Genomic DNA, 19,744 nt, shown 5'->3' on the forward strand with positions numbered 1-19,744 from the left:
CGAGCGATACCCTCCCTCGCTCAATGCGCTAGAGAAGATTAAGACAGACAACCCCTCCGCCGTTCGGGCTGAGCTTGTCGAAGCCCTGCTCTTTCTTCCGGGGAAGAGAAGAACGGCCCTTCGACAAGCTCACGGCGAACGGAAGGAGTTTACGCAGGCGCAGAGTCGATGACCAACCTCACCCATCTCGACGAAACCGGCGCCGCACATATGGTCGACGTTTCCGGCAAGGCCATCACCGCCCGCGAGGCCGTCGCCACCGGCCGCATCGACATGTCCCCCGAAGCTGCCGCCGCCATCCGCGGCGGCACCGCGCTGAAAGGCGACGTCCTGGCTGTCGCCCGCGTTGCCGGCATCATGGCGGCCAAGCGCACCAGCGAGCTGATCCCGCTCTGCCACCCGTTGCCGCTCACTCGCGTCGCCATCGATCTCACGGTCGACGAAACAGGCGTGACCGCCACCGCCACTGCCGCGACCGAAGGCAAGACCGGGGTCGAGATGGAGGCGCTCACCGCCGTCTCGGTCACGCTCCTCACCGTCTACGACATGGCCAAGGCGATCGATAAGGGCATGACGATCGGCGGCGTCCGCCTGCTGACCAAGACCGGCGGCAAATCGGGCGACTGGGTCGCCTGAACGCATTCGGCGCCGCCGCCCGGGAGCGGCGACGGCGCCGAACGATCGCGCGAAGGCTTGCAGTTTTAGCGGAACTTGCCGCTGAGCGAGATGCCGATGACGCGCGGTTCGTTGAACACCGCTGCCATGTAATTCTCGATCACGCCCTTAAGGTTCTTCTCGTTGGTGATGTTCCGGCCGAACACGGCAACCTCATAGGCGCCGCCCGGCGCGCTGTAGCCGAGCTTCAGGCCGCCCTCGAAAGTGCCCTTCGAATAGAACTCCTTGGTCTTGTAGAGCACGAAGTTCGTATAGCCCTGCAGGTTCCAGTCGGTGGAAACGAACAGCTTGCCGCCATTGCCCATCGGCACATCGTAGCGGCCGGTAAAGTTGACGGTATATTTCGGGGCGTTCGGCAGCGGCTGGCCGTCGATCTGGGCGAACACCGTGGGCGATCCGAACACCGGTACGGTGATCGTCGGGTTCAGCACGGTGCAGGCATTTCCCGTGCAAACCTGCGCATAGACGCGCTTGTCCTTGATCTCGCTGTGCAGCAGGCTGAGGCCCAGGCCGAGGCTGAGGTTGGACACGGGGCGGAACTCCGCCTCGGCTTCCAGGCCATAGGCCTTGGCCTTGTCGGCATTGAACAGCACGCCGTTTCCGTTGGAATCATTGCCGTTCAGCTGGATGTCGTTGACGGTGTAGGTGAAGGCCGACGCGTTCAGGCTGAGCATGTTGTTGAACAGTCGGCTCTTGAAGCCAGCTTCCCAGGACAGGATCGTCTCCGAATCCGCCGTGGTGAAGTCCGAATTGAACACAGCCGAACGGCCCTGGATGGTCGGGCCGCGGAAGCCGCGTGCAACGCGGGCATAAAGGCTCACGTCCGGGTTGACCTGGTAGAGCGCGCTGAAATCCCAGCTCGGCTGCGTGTCCTTCAACTTGACGAAGCGGCGGGCGCTAGCAGGATAGGTGACCGCGCCGGTGATCGAGTCAGCAGTCTTCAGCAACTGCGTGGTCTTCTTGTCCTCGGTCACGCGACCGCCTGCGGTCAGCGTCAGGCTCGGCAGGATCTCGTAGCTGACCTGGCCGAACGCCGCCCAGGACGTGTTCACATTGTGCAGCCGCACCCAGTTGTTCGGGTTGTGCGCGGCGGTGGTGAGGAAATAGGCGCGCTGGTAGAATTCGGTGATGTCGCGGGAATCGAAGTACATGCCGCCGATCTGCCACTTGAAGGGGCTGTCGCCATCGCTGGCGAGCCGGACTTCCTGGGTGAACTGATCGAGGCTGCGAACATTGCCCTGCGATTGGCCGAAGCCGGCGCCACCGAAATTGGCCGCTGCGCCGCCGTCGGTGTCGCCGCGGCTATAGCCCTTGGTCGTCTCGTACGCGCTGATCGAGGTCAGCACGACCCCGCCGAAATCATAGGCGGCGCGCACCGACTCGCCATAGGTCGTATAGGCCTGCGGGTTGTCCATCGCCTCGTCGAACGCGACCTTGTTGCGCGGCTCGGCGTCGACGCTGTTGGAACCCTTTTTCAGGCCGGCGCGGTGGAACAGGGTCGACGTGCCGTCATAGTCGCGGGCATGCGCCGAGACATTGACCGAGAAGCGGTCGCCCGGGGTGAACAGCAGCTGGAAGCGGATGTCGCGCTCGTCGAAGCCGCCCATCGCGTCCTTCTTCGGCGAAACCGTGCCGTCGGCGCTGGTGCCCTTGAAGACATTGTCGACCCAGTCGTCGCGGTGCTGGTACAGCGCCGAGACGCGGAACGCGAGCAGGTCCGGGACGATCGGGCCGCCCACGCCGACATCGGCAGTGACCGTGTTGTAGCTGCCATAGGAGAATTGGCCGCGACCCTGGAATTCCTGGGTCGGCTTGATCGTGTCGAACTTGATGATGCCCGCCGTGGTGTTGCGGCCGAACAAAGAACCCTGTGGACCGCGCAGCACTTCGATCTGCGCCACGTCGAACACCGGGTTCGACTTCAGCACGACATGCTCGAGCACGACATCGTCCTGGATGATCGACACGGGCTGCGACGCGCCGAGATAGAAATCGATATTGCCGAGGCCGCGAATGTAGAAGCGCGGGAAGATGCGGCCGGTCGTCGTCTCGGCATACAGGCCGGGCACGCGCGCGGAAAGCGACAGGATGTCGTCGCCGCCGGTCTGGAAGGTGCGCAGCGAATCACCGCTGAGCGCCGTGACCGACAGGGGCGATTTCAGCAGCGTCTCGGGGCGCCGCTCCGCCGTCACCACGATGTCGTTGAGGCCGACGTCCGTCGATTCCTGTGCCGGCGGTGCGGCGGCGTCCTGGGCGAAGGCACTCGCCGAACAGAACAGCGCGCTTACGGCGACACCGAACAGGAGGGAAGATTTGGCAACGGTCGGTCTGAACACAGGGAACCCTTTTTTCTGAACGGAAAGCGCGGCTCTTCCGGATCCGGGACGAACGTCGCGGTCTCTCGAATCGTTATCGATCTTGCTGGACGAGCCCCACGGACCGGGCCCCTAGGCGCGGAATATGTCTGTGCAATGACATTTTGTTGCTGAAACGGAATGATCGCATCGATTCAAATCCGCGACGGTTCGTGCGAGCGCCACGCTAGAGAGGGATGGCTTTAGCTAAACCGTTCGTTTCGAAACGAACGGAGAGGGAGCCGATTCCACGCGATGTCTTCTCGCTCTAGCGGAGTTCCGGCCCGGTCCTGAAGCACGTGAAGCCGGCCACCCGCCCACGCTCTTTGAAATCGTCGAGACGACAGATGATCGCTCATCTGAGACTGAAGTTGATGGACAGAGCCGCTCGCAGCGGAAAGATCGCCCGTTTTTCCCCGTTTTCAGCGGTGATGTGGCGCGATTTTTCCGCTGTTACGCATAACAGGGAAAAGACACGTCAACCGCCTGAAAAGGGGCCGCAAATTAAGCCCCGAAATCCAACATAACAGCGGAAGAAAAAAAGCGCACCGCCCCACGGCGGGACAGCGGGGCCGGTTTCGGGTTTCAGTCGATCTTGCGCCCGGCGATCCAGACCTGCTCCAGGCTGTGGGTGTTGCGGATATCCTTCAGCGGGTTGGCGCCGAGGACGAGCAGATCGGCCTGCCGCCCCGGCCTGAGCGTGCCGACCTGATCGTCGATCTTCATCACCTTCGCCGCGCCGCCCGTAGCCGCGACCAGCACCTTCATCGGGGTAAGGCCGGCCTCGACCATCATCTCCATCTCGAGATGCTCGAAATAGCCCTGCCAGCGGCCGGTCGGCGCGCCGGTGTCAGTGCCCATGGCGATCTGCACGCCGGCGTCGGACAGCAGCTTCAGGTTGCGCTTGGCCTGTTCGATGGCGGGTTTGATCGCCTGTGCGCTCGCGCTCGCCTTCACTTTGGCCTGCGCCGCCGGATCGAGCAGCGGGGCGAGCGGCGCACGATAGGCCTCTTCCTTCGTGAAGAACGGATCGGTGATGAAATCGGGCGTGGACTCATAGACGAACACCGAGAGGTCGCGCGTCAGGGTCGGGATATAGCCGACGCCGTTGGCCTTGATCGCTGCGACCAGGACCGGGTCGACATCGCGGTCGCGGATGCTGTGGGCGAGGATGTCGGCCCCGGCATCGACCACGCCCCTGGTCTCGTCGGCGGTAAACATATGGACGGCGATGCGCAGCTTCTCGAGATGCGCCTGATCGATCATGGCGCCATAAACGGCGGGGGTGCGGATCGGCGCGTCGGGCGGGCCCTCGAGCCGGATCTTGATGATGTCGACGCCGCGCGCCGCATTGGCGGTCACGGTCGCCCGGCCCTCTTCCGCGCTCTTCGCCGTGAGCACCGGGCCGGAGACCCAAAGCCGCGCCATGCCGGGGCCGTACGGGGCGGCGCGCAGCTCGTCGCGCAGCTTCACCGTCTCCACCCCATCGTCGCCCAGGCTATAGACGGTGGTGACGCCGTAGCGTGCGTAGAGCGCGAGTTGATCGGCGAGTTGAGTCCGTGGCGGCACGGCCGATCGCGTGTCGAAGAAGAGATGGCCGTGCGCATTGACGATGCCGGGCATGATCGTCTTGCCCTTCACGTCGATCCGCGTCGCGCCTGCGGGGACCGCGACACGCCCGCGCGCGCCCACCGCGGCGATCTTCCCGTCCGTCACCACCACCACGCCGTCGCTGATGGGTGCCCTGCCCGTCCCGTCGATCACCGTCGCACCGATGAACGCGGTCGTCTCCGCCGGAGCCGGTGCGATCGCCGCCAGCGACAGCGCAGCCCAGAGACCAAGACCCGTCAGGAATCGCATCTTCTCACCTCGTCAACGCGGAGCCAGGTGGACCATAGCAAAGGGGACCGGCCTGGACAGGATCAGTCATGCTCCCCGCCGAGACGCCGCTTGCGCTCGATCAGCCGCACCACGCCGAAGATCACGAACAGAACCACGGGAATGAGCGCAACCACCTGGAACGAGCGAGTCGCGGCATAGGCGAGAACGTCGTCCAGCACCGGCCCGGGCGGCAGCGCGGCGAACGCCGCTTCGCCCCCCGCACGCTCCAGCTTGGCCTTGTCGTAGATCGCGCCGAGCCGCGGCAGCACCAGCTGGATCGCCATCGCCCCGGCGAAGCCGACCAGGCCGATCGTCCACGCCCCGCCACGCGGATAGCGATGCGCGACCGCCGCGATCATGGTCGGCCACATGAAGGCGACGCCAACCGCCCAGACCGTCGCCGCGACGAGCGCCGTCACCGGCGACGCAGCGACGCTGAGCAGGTAGAGGCCGATGCTGGCCGGCACCGTGCACAGCCACAACAGGCCCATGTCGGAAACGCGGTGCGACAGCACGCCGGCGAAGTGGCGCATCACGAACATGATCGCCGAGACATAGACGAGCAGCAATATGCCCTTCATCCCGACCGTGTGAGTCAGTGCGACATCGACCCAGGAGCCCGGCGCCAGTTCGGCCGAGGCGGTCAGGAACATGATCGCGAAGAAGATCCAGAAGGTCGGCCGTTTGAACGGCACCGCCATCATCTCGCCGAAGCTGACCCCGCGTGCTGCGCTTTCGGTCTTGGGGAAATTCTGAGTCAGCGCCCACAGGCCGAAGGCGATGCCGGGCAGCGCGATCAGCGCGATATCCCAGCGCCAGTCGAGCCCGAGCCGCCCGATCCCGATGCTCGCCAGCCCGCCGACGACGATGCCGGCCGGCCACCAGGCGTGGAGCACGTTGAGCCGGTGAGTCTTGTCCGCCGGATAGAGCGCGGCCGTCATCGGGTTGATCGACGCCTCGGTGCAGCCCCAGCCCACGCCGGTCAGCGCCATGCCGAGCGTCACCAGCGTTCCGATGCCGGCCCCGCTGCCCATGCTTGGCGCCAGCACCATCAGAAGCGATCCGCCGACGAAGCTGCACGCCGCCAGCAACAGCACCCGCTTCACCCCGATCACGTCGAGGAACGGGCTGAGCACGAGCAGCGAAAAAGCGAAACCGCTGAACGCCGCGCCGAGCGCGCCGCCGATCAGCTTGCCGGAATTGGCCGGATCGATCGGATCGAACACGGCCTGCCGGATCGCGTCCGATGCGGCCGTCCGCATCGAAAAGGCGACTGCCGCGGTGAACAGCGCCAGCACGCAGATCCAGAACAGGGCAGTCCGATTATAGGCGTCAGGCGCCGGTGCGTCTTCCATGCATCATCCCCCGTGACCGTAACCATGGGCTACGCAAAGCATTCCGCCGTCTGGATCGCGGCGGATCTGCTGGTTCGGGCGATGCTAAGACAGTCCGGGCCGCATGGGAAGATGGTAGCGCTAACTGATGCCGCCCCTTTGATGGCGATGCAGGCACCGTCTCGACTTCGCCCCTGTACGGCGGATAGGGAGAGCAGGTGAAACCAACCAATTCCCCGCTCACATCGGTGACCGACGCCCAGGCCCGCCTGTTCGCCCTGGCAAGCCCGGTCGCGGCCGAGACCGTCCCGATCCGCGCCGCCGCCGGCCGCTGGGCGGCGGCCGATGTGATGGCGCTGCGCACACAGCCGGCAAACGATCTCTCCGCGATGGACGGCTATGCGATCCGCTTCGCCGACTTGCCGGGGCCGTTCGAGCTGATCGGCGAAAGCGCGGCGGGGCGGCCCTTTGCCGGCCCGGTCGGCACCGGCGAGACGGTCCGCATCTTCACTGGCGCCGCCATGCCCGATGGGGCCGACACAGTGCTCGTCCAGGAGGAAGCTGCGCGCCAGGATGATCAGGTCGCGCTGGCGGGCGAAGGACCGGGGCACCGGGGACGCAACGTCCGGCGCAAGGGCCTCGATTTCTCGCGCGGCGACTTCCTGGTGGGCCGGGGCGAGCGCCTGACCGCGGCGCGCATCGCGGTGGCGGCCACCGGCGGCCACGGCGCCCTGCCCGTCAACCGCCTGGTCCGTGTCGCAATCGTGGCGACTGGCGACGAACTGGTCGCCCCCGGCAGCGCCATGACGGATGCGGTCCTGCCCGAATCCAATGGCGCGATGCTTGCCGCGATGCTGGCGGACCTGCCGGTCGAGGTGATCGATCTGGGCATCCTGCCCGATCGGCTCGACGCGACGACCGCTGCCTTTGCGCAGGTTGATGCCGATATCCTGGTGACGACGGGGGGCGCCTCGGTCGGCGATCACGATCTCGTCCGTCCTGCGCTCGAGGCCGCCGGCGGCAGCATGGATTTCTGGCGCATCGCGCTCCGCCCGGGCAAGCCGATGATGGCCGGACGGCTCAACGGCACCGTCGTACTCGGCCTGCCGGGCAATCCGGTATCGGCCTTCGTCACTGCCTTCCTGTTCCTGCGCCCGCTGATCGCGACCATGGCCGGCGCGCTCGATCCCTCCCCGCGCACTGCCTCCGCGATCCTCGGTCAGGATCTCGCGGCGAACGACCATCGCCAGGATTATCTGCGCGCCGTCACGCGCGACGGGCGCGTTTTCCCGGCCGACCTGCAGGACAGCTCGATGCTCCTGACCCTCGCCCGCGCCGACTGCCTGATCGTCCGCCCGCCGCACGCGGCGGCGGTTACGGCAGGAGAACCGGTCGAAATCGTGCCGATCGCTTGACAGCGCACCGGAACATTGCATAAACGTTCCCAGTCTGTTCCGACGGAGGACCTGGGATGCTTACCCGCAAGCAGCATGAGCTGATCTGCTTCATCAACGATCGCCTCGAGGCGAGCGGCGTGTCGCCGTCCTTCGAGGAAATGAAGGAGGCGCTCGACCTCAAGTCCAAATCGGGCGTGCACCGCCTGATCAGCGCGCTGGAGGAACGCCAGTTCATCCGCCGCCTACCCAACCGGGCGCGCGCCCTCGAAGTGTTGCGCATGCCGGAACGGCCTGAAACCGTCCGCAAGCCGACCACCGGCACGGTGCCAGCCGGAAATCTGAAGAAAATCCCCGAGCCGGCGAACGACGTGATCGAGATCCCGCTGCACGGCCGGATCGCGGCGGGCGTGCCGATCGAAGCGTTCGAGGGCCAGTCGATGCTGGCGGTGCCGGCGGCACTGCTCGGCGGCGGCGAACATTATGCGCTCGAGGTTTCGGGTGACTCGATGGTCGATGCCGGCATCCTGGATGGCGATTACGCGCTGATCCGCCGCACGGATGTGGCGCGCGATGGTGAGATCGTCGTGGCGCTGATCGAGGAAAGCGAAGCTACGCTCAAATATTTCCGCCGCGAAGGGGCGATGATCCGGCTCGATCCGGCGAACCGCGCTTACGATCCGCAGCGTTACCCTCCCGATCACGTCCGCGTGCAGGGTAAGCTCGCCGGCCTTCTCCGCCGCTACGACTGACCGGCGCGGCCGCCACCCGCCATGGGTGGCGGTCGCCGGGTTGCAGGACGGTGGCGACATGGCCGGTGCGGAACGTGACCGCGACGCCGCCGGTCCTGGCCAGCATGGCGCGATCGAGCTTCAGCCAGCGCGGTGTGCAAGCTTCGGGCAGCCGGCGTTCGCTCACCACGATGTCGGCGGCGCGGCACGCAGCGATCAATTCGCCGGCCGGCACGAGATAAGCGCTTCGCGTCGCGAGGACCCGCCAGACACGTTGTCCGCTGCGATGCTCGACCAGGCAAAGATCGCGGCTGCAGCGTGCCTCGGGCTGGTCGGCCAGGAACAGCGGCTCGCCGTCCACGCCGCTATTCTCGGCCAGCATGTCGGAGGTGTAATCCCCGACGCGATCGCGCAGCAGCGCCAGTTCGCCCCGCGACGTGCGAATGGCGACGTGGCGGCCATCGCCGGTGACGAGCAGATCGGGCGCCGGCGTCGCCAGCGCCCAGCCCGCGCCGAGCACGAAGGGCACCATCCCAAGCCGCCGCCAGCGCGTACGCCACAGCGCGATCCATAGCCCGCCGCCCGCCATCAGGCCGAACGCCCCGCCCGGCATCGCCGGCAGCGCCGCGACCGACCCCGGAATGCTCGCGGTGGCATGCGCGATCCACAACAGCAGATCGAGCGACCGCGCTGTCAGCCACCACAGAGGCGCACCGATCCCGGCCACGTCGAAGATCAGCGCCAGCACCTCGAGCGGCATGACGACAAACGTCGTCAGCGGGATCGCCACGATATTCGCGACCGCACCATAGATGCCGGCCTTGTGGAAATGGAACAGCGCGATCGGCATCAGCGACAGTTCGACGACCACCCCGGTGAGAAGCAACGACAGCAGGATCCGCCCAAGCTTCTGCCACCACGCCTGCTCGCGCGGCGCGAACCACGCTTTCACGCGCGGATGCTCGTGCAGCGCGACGATCGCCGCGACAGCCGCGAAGGAGAGCTGGAAGCTCGGCCCCGCCAGTGCCTCGGGAAACAGCAGCAGCACGATGAAGGCACCGGCCGCGACCAGCCGCAGGGTAATCGCCTCGCGTCCCATCGCCATGGCGATCAGCACCAGCAGCGCTGCGACGCACGACCGGATCGTCGGCACCTCGGCCCCGGTCAGCCAAGTATAGCCGATTGCTGCCACCGCGCCCGCTGCCGCGGCAATCAGCGGCAGACGGAAGCGCAGCGCCAGCCACGGGCTGAGCGCCAACAGCCGCAGCACCAGCAGCATCACCGCACCGACGACCGCAGTGATGTGCAGCCCGCTGACGGAGAGCAGATGCGCCAGGCCCGAGCGCCGCATCGCCTCGGCATCCTCCTCGGAGATGCCGCCCTGATCGCCCGTCGCCAGCGCCGCGGCGATCGCGCCACCGCCGCCGGGCGCGCTGGACTGGATGTGTTTCGACAGCCGTGCGCGCAGGCCGGCACCGCTCGAAATACCGGGACTGACGATGCTGACCGGCCCGAACCCGCGGCCAGTAGCGCCGATACCGTCGAACCAGGCTACACGGGCATAGTCATAGGCTCCCGGCACCGCCGGCTGAGGCGGTGGCATCAGCCGCGCACCCAGTTGGATCGTCGCACCTCGCGACAGTCCGGCCGGCACATCGGCCTCGGCCAGATTGACTCGGACGTGCTGCGGTAAAGTCGGCAGCGGCCGAGTGTCCTTGCGTCCGGGACGCACTGGAACGGCCATCACGCGGACCGGTGTCAGCCTGAGCCTAACGAGGTCTCGGGACGGCAATGGCTCGACCCGCTCAACCCGCGCCTCGAAGGTCGCGATCACCGGCCGCACCAGCACCTGTCCGTCCGAACTATGGGCGCGCCACCAGATCAAGGCCAGCCCCGCCGCGGCGAGCAGCGCAGCGACCGCCACCACACGCCCCGCCCGTCCGCCCCGCCCGATCGCGACGGCGAACAGCGCCACGCCGGCGAGGACCAGCAGCATTGTCCACCACCAGACGGGATCGGGCAGGACGAACCACGCGGCAATGCCCGCCCCGAACGACACCGGCACCCACAGGAAAAGCTGGTCGCGTTCCGCCTCGAGCCACAGCTCGATTGCGGCCTTCGCCTTGCGCAACCGGGCACGGGCCCCGATTTGAAGCCACGGGGGTCGCGTGCTAGGGGCCTCGGCGGCTGTACTGGCCATCGATTTTCAAGTCTGGGAGCAAGCGCGTTTGGGCGCAAGGTCTGATACCGCGGCGGCCGATACCGGCACGCCCGACACATCCACAGTGGTGACCCGCTTCGCGCCGTCGCCCACCGGCTATCTGCATATTGGCGGCGCCCGCACGGCGTTGTTCAACTGGCTGTTTGCGCGCCATCACGGCGGCAAGTTCCTGCTGCGCATCGAGGACACCGATCGCGCCCGCTCGACTCAGCCGGCGATCGACGCGATCCTCAGCTCGATGCGATGGCTCGGCCTCGACTGGGACGGCGATGCCGTGTTCCAGTTCGAGCGCGCGAAGCGCCATGCCGAGGTCGCCTATCAGATGATCGAGCAGGGCAATGCGTATCGCTGCTATGCCACGCCCGACGAGCTGACCGCCCTGCGCGAGAGCCAGAAGGCCGCCGGCAAGCCGATGCGTTATGACGGTCGCTGGCGCGATCGCGACGCTTCCGAAGCACCGGAAGGCGCGCCGTTCGTCGTCCGCCTGAAGGCCCCGAAGGAAGGCGCGACGACGATCGAGGACCGGGTCCAGGGTTCGGTCACCGTTCAGAACGAGGAAATCGACGATCTCGTCCTGCTCCGCTCGGACGGGACGCCAACCTATATGCTCGCGGTCGTGGTCGACGATCACGACATGGGCGTGACTCACGTCATTCGCGGCGACGATCATCTCAACAACGCCTTCCGGCAGCTGCCGATCATCAGGGCCATGGGCTGGCCCGAGCCGATCTATGCCCATATCCCGATGATCCATGGCAGCGACGGCGGGAAGATGTCGAAGCGCCACGGCGCGGTCGGCGTCGAATATTATCGCGACGAACTCGGCATCCTGCCCGAGGCGCTGAGCAATTATTTGCTCCGGCTCGGCTGGGGACATGGCGATGACGAGATCATCAGCCGCGATCAGGCGACTGAGTGGTTCGATCTCGCCGATGTCGGAAAATCACCAAGCAGGTTCGATTTGAAGAAGCTCGAGAACCTTAACGGTCATTATATCCGCAGCGCGGACAATGCCCGGCTGGCCGAGCTGGTGATCCCGCGACTCGGTTTCGAAATCAGCGAATCGCAGGCGGAATTGCTTCAGCGCAGCATGGAATCGCTTAAGCCCCGGGCGGCCAATCTCAACGAGCTTACGTCCGGTACGGCCTTTCTTTTTCGCACTCGCCCACTGGAAATGGACGGCGATGCAGCATCGCTCGTCTCCGGCGAGGCACCCGCACTCCTGGCGCGTCTGCATGCCGCTCTTGACGCGGTTGGCAACTGGGATGCAGAGGCACTCGAAGACGCGGTCCGGCGGGTTGCGGACGATGCGGGCGTGAAGCTTGGCCAGGTGGCGCAGCCGTTGCGGGCCGCGCTGACCGGGCGCAAGACCTCGCCCGGGATTTTCGATGTGCTCGAGCTGCTCGGGCGCGAGGAAAGCCTGGGCCGCATCGCCGACCGTATGGCCGCGTAAGGTTCGAGAAAGGACGTATCGATGAGCAAGACCGCCAAGCTGGACGTGGCAGGCACAGCGCATGACTATGCGGTGATGTCCGGCAGTACCGGCCCGGACGTCATCGATATCCGCAGGCTCTATGCCGATACCGGCATGTTCACCTACGACCCCGGCTTCACCTCGACCGCAAGCTGCGAATCCGCGCTGACCTATATCGACGGCGATGAGGGCGTGCTGCTCCATCGCGGCTATCCGATCGGCCAGCTCGCCGAACAGTCGAGCTTCATGGAGGTCTCGTACCTGCTGCTCAACGGCGAGCTGCCGTCGAAGGACGAACTCGATCACTTCAGCTACACGATCAATCGCCACACCATGCTGCACGAGCAGCTCGCGACCTTCTATCGCGGCTTCCGGCGCGATGCGCATCCGATGGCGATCATGTGCGGCGTGGTCGGCGCCCTGTCCGCCTTCTATCACGATTCGACCGACATCACCGATCCGCACCAGCGCATGATCGCCAGCCACCGGTTGATCGCGAAGATGCCGACGATCGCGGCGATGGCGTATAAATATTCGGTCGGCCAGCCCTTCCTCTATCCCGACAACAGCCTGTCCTACACCGGCAATTTCCTGCGCATGACGTTCGGCGTTCCCGCCGAGCCCTATGTGGTGAACCCGGTGGTGGAAAAGGCGCTCGACCGCATCTTCATCCTTCATGCCGACCATGAGCAGAACGCATCGACCTCGACCGTCCGGCTGGCCGGTTCGTCGGGCGCGAACCCGTTCGCCTGCATTGCGGCGGGCATCGCCTGCCTGTGGGGCCCGGCGCATGGCGGCGCCAACGAAGCCGCGCTCAACATGCTGCGGGAGATCGGCACCGTCGATCGCATCCCGCATTATATCGAGCGCGCCAAGGACAAGAATGATCCGTTCCGCCTGATGGGCTTCGGCCACCGCGTCTACAAGAACTACGATCCGCGCGCGACTGTGATGCAGCAGACCGTTCGCGAAGTGCTCGAAGCGCTCGGCGTCAACGATCCGGTGTTCGACGTCGCCCTCCACCTCGAGGAAATGGCGCTCAACGATCCATACTTCATCGAGAAGAAGCTGTTCCCGAACGTCGATTTCTATTCGGGCGTGATCCTTTCGGCGATCGGTTTCCCGACGACGATGTTCACGGCCCTGTTCGCCCTGGCCCGCACCGTCGGCTGGGTCGCGCAGTGGAACGAGATGATTTCCGATCCCGCCCAGAAGATCGGCCGCCCGCGTCAGCTCTATACCGGGCCGACCCAGCGCGACTACACGCCGGTCACGAGCCGGTAATGCGCGCGGCAGTCACCATCGGCGGCATCCTGGTGTTGCTGATGGGGCTGCTGTGGATCGGCCAGGGCAGCGGGTATATCCACTGGCCGGCATCGAGCTTCATGCTCGAGCAGCGCATCTGGATGCTGTGGGGCGCGCTGCTCGCGATCGCGGGAATCGTGCTGATCCGGATCGGACGGCGGTGACGGGGCGCTATTCCCGATAGGGCAAGGTGAACCGGAAGCTCGCCCCCTGCCCCGGCATGCTATCGACCGTGACGTCCCCGCCCATCGCCCGCGCGAGCTTGCGGGCGATATAGAGACCGAGCCCGCTGCCACCCGGCTCGCGCGCATCGACTCGTTCGAATTTCTCGAAAATCCGCGCCTGATCGGCGAGCGCGATGCCCTTGCCCTCATCCTGCACGATCACCGCGGCCAGGCCCTGTTCGATTTCGGTGCGAATCCATACCATGCCATGGGGCGGCGAGTAGCGCACGGCGTTGCCGATCAGGTTGACCAGCACCTGCAGCGCGCGGCGGGCCTCTCCGGTCGCCGGCACCTTGTCTTGCGGCCCAGGCCGCTCGATGCGCACGCGCGCCGCAACCGCGCGCATCCCGAGCAGACCCGCGGCGCGGCGGGCGACATCGGCGAGATCGAGCGGTTCCTGCCCCACGACGAAGTCGGGCCGCTCGATCGCCTGGAGATCGACCAGATCATCGACCAGCCCCATCAGATGCCGCCCCGCGCTGGCGATATCGGCGGCGTAGACGGCATAATCCTGTCGCAGCGGCCCTTCGGATTGGGCGTTGATGCTGTCGGCCGTCGCGATGATCCGGCCGAGCGGGCTGCGCAACGCCTGATCCAGCCGCGATGCGAAGGTGTCTGTCAGGTTTTCCGGCTGCGGCTCGGCCCGTTCGGCGGCGACCGGCAGGCCGCCCATCATCCGGGTGGCGCCGAGAAATCCGGCAAATGCGCCACCCGCGTCGATCCGCGGCGTGGCGGATAGCTGGACCCGGCGCCCAGTCGCACGAATCGTCGCATCCTGATCGGCGAACCGCTGCTGCCGCGCGAGTCCCCCGAGGACGGCGAAAGCGCCTCCGGGGTTCTCGTCGAGCGCAAACAACTGAGTGAGGGGCTGGCCAAGCAGCGCCGCCGCGTCGAAGCCAAATCTGGAGCCGGCACTAACCGACAGGAAAGTGATGTGCAGCGCCGCATCGGTCTCCCACGACCAATCGGCCGCACAGCGCAGGAAATCGCCCTCGCGCTCGCCCTGCGCGCCGACAGGGTGCCAGGCCGCGCGGGAGTTCCAGCTGGTGATCAGCAACTGCACGCCGGCGGCATCCGGCTCGGCGCTGACCCGCAATTCGACATCGTCCTCGCCATCAGCCCCGACCACGCCGCGCGAGACGAGGATGCCGAGGCGCTGCGCGAGCCGGCTCAATGCCGCAATCTGCGGAATCGCGATGGGCCGCCCGATCCCGCCGCCCGCGCGGATGTTGAGCTCGAGCAAGCGCGGATCGGCCTCGACGAGCCGGCCGGATCGATCGACCAGCCCGCGCACCGGCGGGATCAGCTGATCGGCCTCGATCATGGGCGACCACCCCGCGCCAGCGCGACCATCGCGGCGCGATATTCGGGAGGCAGCAGCATGGGGCCCAGGGCAGCGCGTGCGCTGGCCGGCGAAGTCGCCGCGATCCCGTCGAGCGCCTCGGCAAAGGCCTCCAGATTGCGCCGCGGATCGGCCGCGCCAAGCGCTACGCCGATCCTGGCGATCGCGTCGCGATCCAGATCAAGCGCACGCAGCACCAGCCACAGCCGGTCCCCGGCCTGATCGAGAACGATCTCGCGCGCCTCGCCATAACCGAGCCCGAGGGCGTGGCCGATCAGCGCCACGAACAGCGAAAGCCGGCGATCGGCGAGCGCCTCGACGAGCAAGGTCGCCCGTTCGTCGGCGCGGGGGTCGAGCGCTACTGCAAGTCGCGTCGCGGCCGCTTCGAGCCCCTCGCGCTCGTCATGCGCTGCCAGGCCGCGCCGCCCCGCAGCGACGAGGGCGCGATCGAGAGCGGCAAGACCGCCGCCCCCAGTCTCGGCGAAGCGCTGACGCAGGGCTGCCGCGATCCACCATGTCAGACGCTGATGCAGGTCGGCCGGAAGCGTCGTTCCCACGGCCTTATCGCCATACCGGCGATTTTCGGCGGCCAGCAACGCCATTGCCGCGGCAGCGATAACGCCGTCGGGATTCAGGGCATGCCGGGTGAGCAGGCTGGCGCGATCCGCGGTCTCGGGTGCGACGAACGGCAGTGCGTCGGACAGGACGTCCTGCCGCGCACTCGCCACCAGTTCGCGCATCAGATCCGCGTCGCGGAGGACGCCAGCCGACATCAGCTGGTCAAACACCGACGGCGCGCTTTCCATCAGCGCAGCCGCCAGCCCTGCTGCGTCCGGCGCGAGCAACCGCCCTGCATGCTGGCGCAGCGGGTTTTCAATCGCGGAAACCACCCCTGCCAGTGTCGCGGACAAGGTTGCGCGCACTTTTTCGTCGAGACGCGCTGCAGCGGGAAGGAAGAAATCGTCGATCGCGGCCGTCAGACCAAAATCGACGCACTGACTCGCAACCGCCGCGCGAGCGAGCAGCTGGCCGACCCCCCATTGGGTGCCATCATCCATGTCGCCAATATCGATCGACATGCGCCTCGACTTACGGATTTATCCTTAAGACGGGCCTAAGACTTTTTACGATATGCCTCAATGGCGGCCGTCAGTGTCGCGGCGGCATAGATTCCGGCCGCGAGCAGCGCGATCAGCGGCTGCCCGACGGCGACGAACGGCAGCATCAGCATCGGATAGGCGGCCGGGCTTGCCCACCAGCGGCGGCGGATCGGTGCAGCGCTCGCCCGCTCGACCAGCGCGGCGGCGATGATCGCAGCGCCGGCCGCGATCCAGCCAGCCGCGGACCCGCGACCGAGCAGAATCGCCGAAAGCGCCGGCACCGCCAGCAATGCGACCTGTTGGATCCGCGACACCATCGTTTCGTCGCGCAACCCCGAGGCAGTCGCCCCGATCGTGAGGCCGATGGTCGCTACGATCGCCAGGAGGAGCCCCGTCACGGACCAGCCGAAATAGAGCGCCGCGAAACCGCCCGCTGCCAGTACGACACCAGCCGCGGTGACCGCTATGGTGGGAATGCTCCGTCCGACGAGCTGGGGTAGCGCCAGGCGCGCGAGCGGGGCCAGCAGGAACCGGTCGGCCCAGGGCGTCGGGGAGGGCGCGAGCGCCGACAGGACGGCCTTGCCGCGCTCGGCGAGGCGGCGCGAGTCACGCTCGATTCCGTGGACGCCGCCTGCTGCGCCCGCCGGCAGGCGTATGTGCAGCGGCCCGGCCTGTGCCGTCACGCGCAGCAGGGTCGACTGAAAATCATAATCCTTCGGCATCGCCGCCACTTCGGCGATCCGCTTGGGATCCAGCAACGCCAGCCCGGCCCAGGCGGTCAGGGCACCGACCCGTTCGAAGCGGCCGCTATCGCCCTGATCGTCCGTGACGAGCAGGGCATCTTCCGTCTCCGCGGCAAGCAGGGCCACCACCTCGCCCGTCGTCAGCACGCCGTCGGCGACAACCAGTACGCGCGACAAGGGATGCACCATCTCGGCAACTTCGGTCGCCGTGCGCACGGCATCGACGGAGACGCCCCGGCGCCCGATCCGGTTGATTGCGCCGAGCAACTCCGGCGTGAGGCGCGCAATGACGAGCACGATCTGAGACGCGCCGGCCGCGACCAGAAGGCGTGCCTGGAACTCAATCAGCGTCAGCCCGCCGAACGGCAGGGTCGCGGCAAGCGTCCCCACACGGTCGTCGGCATCCTCGGTTGCGAAAATCAGCCCGGCCAGCATGAGCGGCTGTTAGGCGGAAGAACCGCCAATGGCAAAGGCGCGCGTGGCGAGCCCGTGCTTAAAGGCGCTCGACCGATCGGCGGACGCGCTGGAGCACGCGCGCGGCAACCCCGATTGGCCCCGGATGATGCCCCGTGTCGCCTTCCTGCCCGAAAGCGCTTAAGATGAGGCTTCGCTATTCGCTTTCCGCGGACGGCAAACATGGTAAACAGCTGATATGGACGGGGGTTCGCGCATCATCGACCTGAGACGCAGAAATAGCGCCGCCACGCCGGCGGACGAGGTGTCGATGCCGGAACCGGTCGCGACCGAACCGCGCGAGTTTCATCAGGCCATGGACGATTTCATCGAATTCAACGACGACGAAGAGCCGCAACGCGGCCCCTGGATCGTGCCCGTCCTGGGCATAGTGGTTGCGCTTGGCTGGATCTGCGGGATGCTCTGGCTGTCCTGGCAGACGGTCCAGCAATTGGCCCCTATCGAGCTGACGGGCTTTATCGCTGCGCTGTGCGTTCCGCCGGCGCTGATCGGCATCCTGCTGTTGCTTGCCCTGCGCACCAGCACGGCCGAAGCGCGGCGCTTCGGCCGGACGGCCGGCGCGATGCGCGCCGAGGCCACGAACCTGGAGCGCCGGGTGGCCGCGCTCGTCAACACGCTCGACGCGACGCGTGCCGAACTCGCCGAGCAGGCCTCATCGCTGCTGGCCATCGGCGAGGGTGCGGTCGCGCAGCTTGCCGGGGTCGGCACGGGCATCGCGGAGCAGGTCGATGTCGCCGACCAGCGCGCGCGCAAGCTTGCAGCTGCCGCCGCCGCGGCCGAGACCAGCCTCGGCATTCTCATCGCGACACTGCCCAAGGCGCATGGCGAGACCGAAAGCCTTGCGCAATTGCTCGAACAGACCGGCATGAGCGCCGGACTGCATGCCAGTGCGCTCGATGCGCAGCTGGTCGCGCTCGCCGAGCGCGGACGCGAGGCGGATGCCGTGGCCAGCGGCGCGGCACAAAAGCTCGCCGCGCATATCACGCGGATGGAAGCGACCAGCGAGACCGCCGGCGCACGGCTCGAGGCTGTCACCGGCGAGATGTCGTCGGCAGTGGACGCTTTGCTCGGCAGGACCGCAGGCGCAGTCGACGAGGCCCGCAAGGGTATCGCGGCGCAGGGCGATGCGATGCTGGCGATGCTCGGCACGAATCAGGCAGCACTCGACCGCGTCAGCCGCGACAGCGCCGAGGCGCTCGCCGCGCGCATCACGACGATCGAGCAGATCATCGACCGGATCAACGCGCGGCTGGGGGAGCAACGCTCGACCAGCGAGATGGTCATCGGCGAGCTCGATATCGGCCTCACCCGCGTTTCGCGCCAGCTCGATGCGCTTCATGCCCAGGGCGTGGACCGCACGCAAAGCCTCGCTACCTCGATCAGCGCGCTTGGCAGCGCGGCCGACGCAATGACTCTGGTGTTGAGAACGGGCGACGGCGTCGCGACATCGGCGATCAGCACCGCCGAAAATCTGCTGCTCGCGCTCGATGCGGCCGCGCGCGAGATGGACGAGACGCTGCCCGCCGCCCTTGCCCGGCTCGACGCACGCATCGCTGACAGCCGGCGCGGCGTGGGCGAGGTCAAGCCGGAGCTGGTTGCGCTCGTCACCGCGGCCGAAAGCACGCATGACGCAGTCGACGCGATTGCGCAGTCGATCGCCAGCCAGCGCGAGACGATCGACAAATTGTCGGGCAAGCTGCTAGAAACGCTCGACAGTGGCCGGACCAGGGCCAACGCGCTCGACGAAATGGTCGAGGAAACGATCGGCCGCACCAATCGCTTCACCGAAGAAGCGGCGCCGCGCCTTGTCGAAGCGTTGCTGCGAGTCCATGAGACAGCCAGCGCCGCGGCGGACCGGGCGCGCGAAACGCTCACCAGCGTCATTCCGGAGGCAGCGCTCGCGCTCGAGCAGGCGGGTGCCGAAGCAATGCAGCGCGCTTCGTCAGTCACCGTCGAGCGGCAGATCGCAGCGATCCTGGATGCCGGCGACGCCGCTACCGAGGCAGCGCAGCGCATGTCCGAACGGCTTACCCGCCAGATGCTCGCCATCGCCGATTCGACCGCGAAGGTCGAAAGCCGGATCGAAGATGCCCGCGCCGAGCGGGAAGAGGCCGACCGGGAATCGTTCGCTCGCCGGGTCTCGCTTTTGATCGAGGCGCTGAATTCCGCATCGATCGACATCGCCAAATGTTTTTCGAACGAAGTGTCGGACAGCGCGTGGGCGGCCTACCTCAAGGGTGATCGCGGCATCTTCACCCGCCGGGCGGTTCGTCTGCTCGACACCGGCGAAGCCCGCGACATCGCGCGCCTCTACGACGAGGACCCGGCGTTCCGCGAGCAGGTCAACCGCTATGTCCATGATTTCGAGGCGATGCTGCGCACGATCCTGGGCCAGCCCGACGGGTCACCGCTCGGCGTGACCCTGTTGTCGTCGGATATGGGCAAGCTTTATGTCGCCCTCGCCCAGGCGATACGGCGGCTGCGCGGCTAGC

13 protein-coding genes and 1 pseudogene are annotated in these 19,744 nt (G+C 66.9%); 7 read left to right on the forward strand and 7 right to left on the reverse strand.

Features of this window, described 5'->3' with window-relative positions:
- Positions 1 to 168: 168 nt before the first annotated feature.
- Positions 169 to 636 (forward strand): cyclic pyranopterin monophosphate synthase MoaC, encoded by a 468-nt coding sequence (gene moaC, locus U1769_RS11685; RefSeq protein WP_332715957.1) that lies wholly within the window; start codon positions 169 to 171, stop codon positions 634 to 636.
- Between the two features lie 65 nt (positions 637 to 701).
- Here moaC and U1769_RS11690 read toward each other — a convergent pair whose 3' ends face one another.
- The 3 genes from U1769_RS11690 to U1769_RS11700 all read right to left on the reverse strand — a co-directional run bounded on the left by U1769_RS11690 (position 702) and on the right by U1769_RS11700 (position 6,265).
- On the reverse strand, positions 702 to 3,011 hold the full coding sequence (locus U1769_RS11690) for a TonB-dependent receptor (protein ID WP_332715959.1): 2,310 nt from the start codon (positions 3,009 to 3,011) through the stop codon (positions 702 to 704).
- Between the two features lie 603 nt (positions 3,012 to 3,614).
- Positions 3,615 to 4,889, reverse strand: a complete 1,275-nt coding sequence (locus U1769_RS11695) for an amidohydrolase family protein (protein ID WP_332715961.1) — start codon at positions 4,887 to 4,889, stop codon at positions 3,615 to 3,617.
- A gap of 62 nt (positions 4,890 to 4,951) precedes the next feature.
- Complete coding sequence (locus U1769_RS11700; protein ID WP_332715963.1) at positions 4,952 to 6,265, reverse strand: MFS transporter; 1,314 nt, start codon at positions 6,263 to 6,265, stop codon at positions 4,952 to 4,954.
- 197 nt (positions 6,266 to 6,462) lie between these two features.
- Here U1769_RS11700 and U1769_RS11705 point away from each other — a divergent pair, with 197 nt between their 5' ends.
- Positions 6,463 to 7,659, forward strand: a complete 1,197-nt coding sequence (locus U1769_RS11705) for a molybdopterin molybdotransferase MoeA (RefSeq protein WP_332715965.1) — start codon at positions 6,463 to 6,465, stop codon at positions 7,657 to 7,659.
- A gap of 56 nt (positions 7,660 to 7,715) precedes the next feature.
- Positions 7,716 to 8,390: a transcriptional repressor LexA gene (gene lexA, locus U1769_RS11710; protein ID WP_332715968.1), complete on the forward strand. Its 675-nt coding sequence runs from the start codon at positions 7,716 to 7,718 to the stop codon at positions 8,388 to 8,390.
- On the opposite strand, the pseudogene U1769_RS11715 reads toward lexA, so the two are convergent.
- Positions 8,362 to 10,569: pseudogene (locus U1769_RS11715) on the reverse strand (ComEC/Rec2 family competence protein); the annotation flags it as partial. The gene lexA and the pseudogene U1769_RS11715 sit on opposite strands and share 29 nt — an antisense overlap.
- A 28-nt stretch (positions 10,570 to 10,597) precedes the next feature.
- On the opposite strand from U1769_RS11715, the gene gltX reads away from it, so the two are divergent.
- The 3 genes from gltX to U1769_RS11730 are packed head-to-tail and all read left to right on the forward strand — an operon-like array spanning position 10,598 to position 13,533.
- Positions 10,598 to 12,043, forward strand: a complete 1,446-nt coding sequence (gene gltX, locus U1769_RS11720) for a glutamate--tRNA ligase (RefSeq protein ID WP_332715970.1) — start codon at positions 10,598 to 10,600, stop codon at positions 12,041 to 12,043.
- A 21-nt stretch (positions 12,044 to 12,064) separates the two neighbouring features.
- Positions 12,065 to 13,348 (forward strand): citrate synthase, encoded by a 1,284-nt coding sequence (locus tag U1769_RS11725; protein ID WP_332715972.1) that lies wholly within the window; start codon positions 12,065 to 12,067, stop codon positions 13,346 to 13,348.
- Positions 13,348 to 13,533 (forward strand): hypothetical protein, encoded by a 186-nt coding sequence (locus U1769_RS11730; protein WP_332715974.1) that lies wholly within the window; start codon positions 13,348 to 13,350, stop codon positions 13,531 to 13,533. Before U1769_RS11725 ends, U1769_RS11730 begins: the two co-directional genes overlap by 1 nt.
- Positions 13,534 to 13,540: 7 nt before the next feature.
- Here U1769_RS11730 and U1769_RS11735 read toward each other — a convergent pair whose 3' ends face one another.
- From U1769_RS11735 to U1769_RS11745, 3 genes are read right to left on the reverse strand one after another with little or no spacing between them, the layout of a single operon-like run.
- Positions 13,541 to 14,917, reverse strand: a complete 1,377-nt coding sequence (locus tag U1769_RS11735) for a PAS domain-containing sensor histidine kinase (protein WP_332715975.1) — start codon at positions 14,915 to 14,917, stop codon at positions 13,541 to 13,543.
- A complete protein-coding gene (locus U1769_RS11740; RefSeq protein WP_332715977.1) occupies positions 14,914 to 15,993 on the reverse strand; it encodes a DUF2336 domain-containing protein in 1,080 nt (359 codons plus the stop codon). The genes U1769_RS11735 and U1769_RS11740 overlap by 4 nt, the downstream gene beginning before the upstream one ends.
- Before the next feature lie 56 nt (positions 15,994 to 16,049).
- Positions 16,050 to 17,213 (reverse strand): hypothetical protein, encoded by a 1,164-nt coding sequence (locus tag U1769_RS11745; RefSeq protein ID WP_332715979.1) that lies wholly within the window; start codon positions 17,211 to 17,213, stop codon positions 16,050 to 16,052.
- A gap of 217 nt (positions 17,214 to 17,430) precedes the next feature.
- Between U1769_RS11745 and U1769_RS11750 the strand changes: the two genes are divergently transcribed.
- Positions 17,431 to 19,743: a coiled-coil domain-containing protein gene (locus U1769_RS11750; RefSeq protein ID WP_332715981.1), complete on the forward strand. Its 2,313-nt coding sequence runs from the start codon at positions 17,431 to 17,433 to the stop codon at positions 19,741 to 19,743.
- The last annotated feature ends 1 nt before the right edge of the window (position 19,744 follow it).

The organism is Parasphingomonas zepuensis, assembly GCF_036663735.1.
In the GTDB taxonomy this organism is placed as follows: domain Bacteria; phylum Pseudomonadota; class Alphaproteobacteria; order Sphingomonadales; family Sphingomonadaceae; genus Sphingomonas.

What these genes read in the sequence shown, in the direction of transcription:
- U1769_RS11695 (WP_332715961.1), bottom strand. Translation starts at nt 4,889, where the DNA reads ATGCGATTCCTGACGGGTCTTGGTCTCTGGGCTGCGCTGTCGCTGGCG.
- U1769_RS11750 (WP_332715981.1), top strand. Translation starts at nt 17,431, where the DNA reads ATGGACGGGGGTTCGCGCATCATCGACCTGAGACGCAGAAATAGCGCC.
- U1769_RS11740 (WP_332715977.1), bottom strand. Translation starts at nt 15,993, where the DNA reads ATGGATGATGGCACCCAATGGGGGGTCGGCCAGCTGCTCGCTCGCGCG.
- U1769_RS11700 (WP_332715963.1), bottom strand. Translation starts at nt 6,265, where the DNA reads ATGGAAGACGCACCGGCGCCTGACGCCTATAATCGGACTGCCCTGTTC.
- U1769_RS11735 (WP_332715975.1), bottom strand. Translation starts at nt 14,917, where the DNA reads ATGATCGAGGCCGATCAGCTGATCCCGCCGGTGCGCGGGCTGGTCGAT.
- moaC (WP_332715957.1), top strand. Translation starts at nt 169, where the DNA reads ATGACCAACCTCACCCATCTCGACGAAACCGGCGCCGCACATATGGTC.
- U1769_RS11725 (WP_332715972.1), top strand. Translation starts at nt 12,065, where the DNA reads ATGAGCAAGACCGCCAAGCTGGACGTGGCAGGCACAGCGCATGACTAT.
- U1769_RS11730 (WP_332715974.1), top strand. Translation starts at nt 13,348, where the DNA reads ATGCGCGCGGCAGTCACCATCGGCGGCATCCTGGTGTTGCTGATGGGG.
- U1769_RS11745 (WP_332715979.1), bottom strand. Translation starts at nt 17,213, where the DNA reads ATGCTGGCCGGGCTGATTTTCGCAACCGAGGATGCCGACGACCGTGTG.
- lexA (WP_332715968.1), top strand. Translation starts at nt 7,716, where the DNA reads ATGCTTACCCGCAAGCAGCATGAGCTGATCTGCTTCATCAACGATCGC.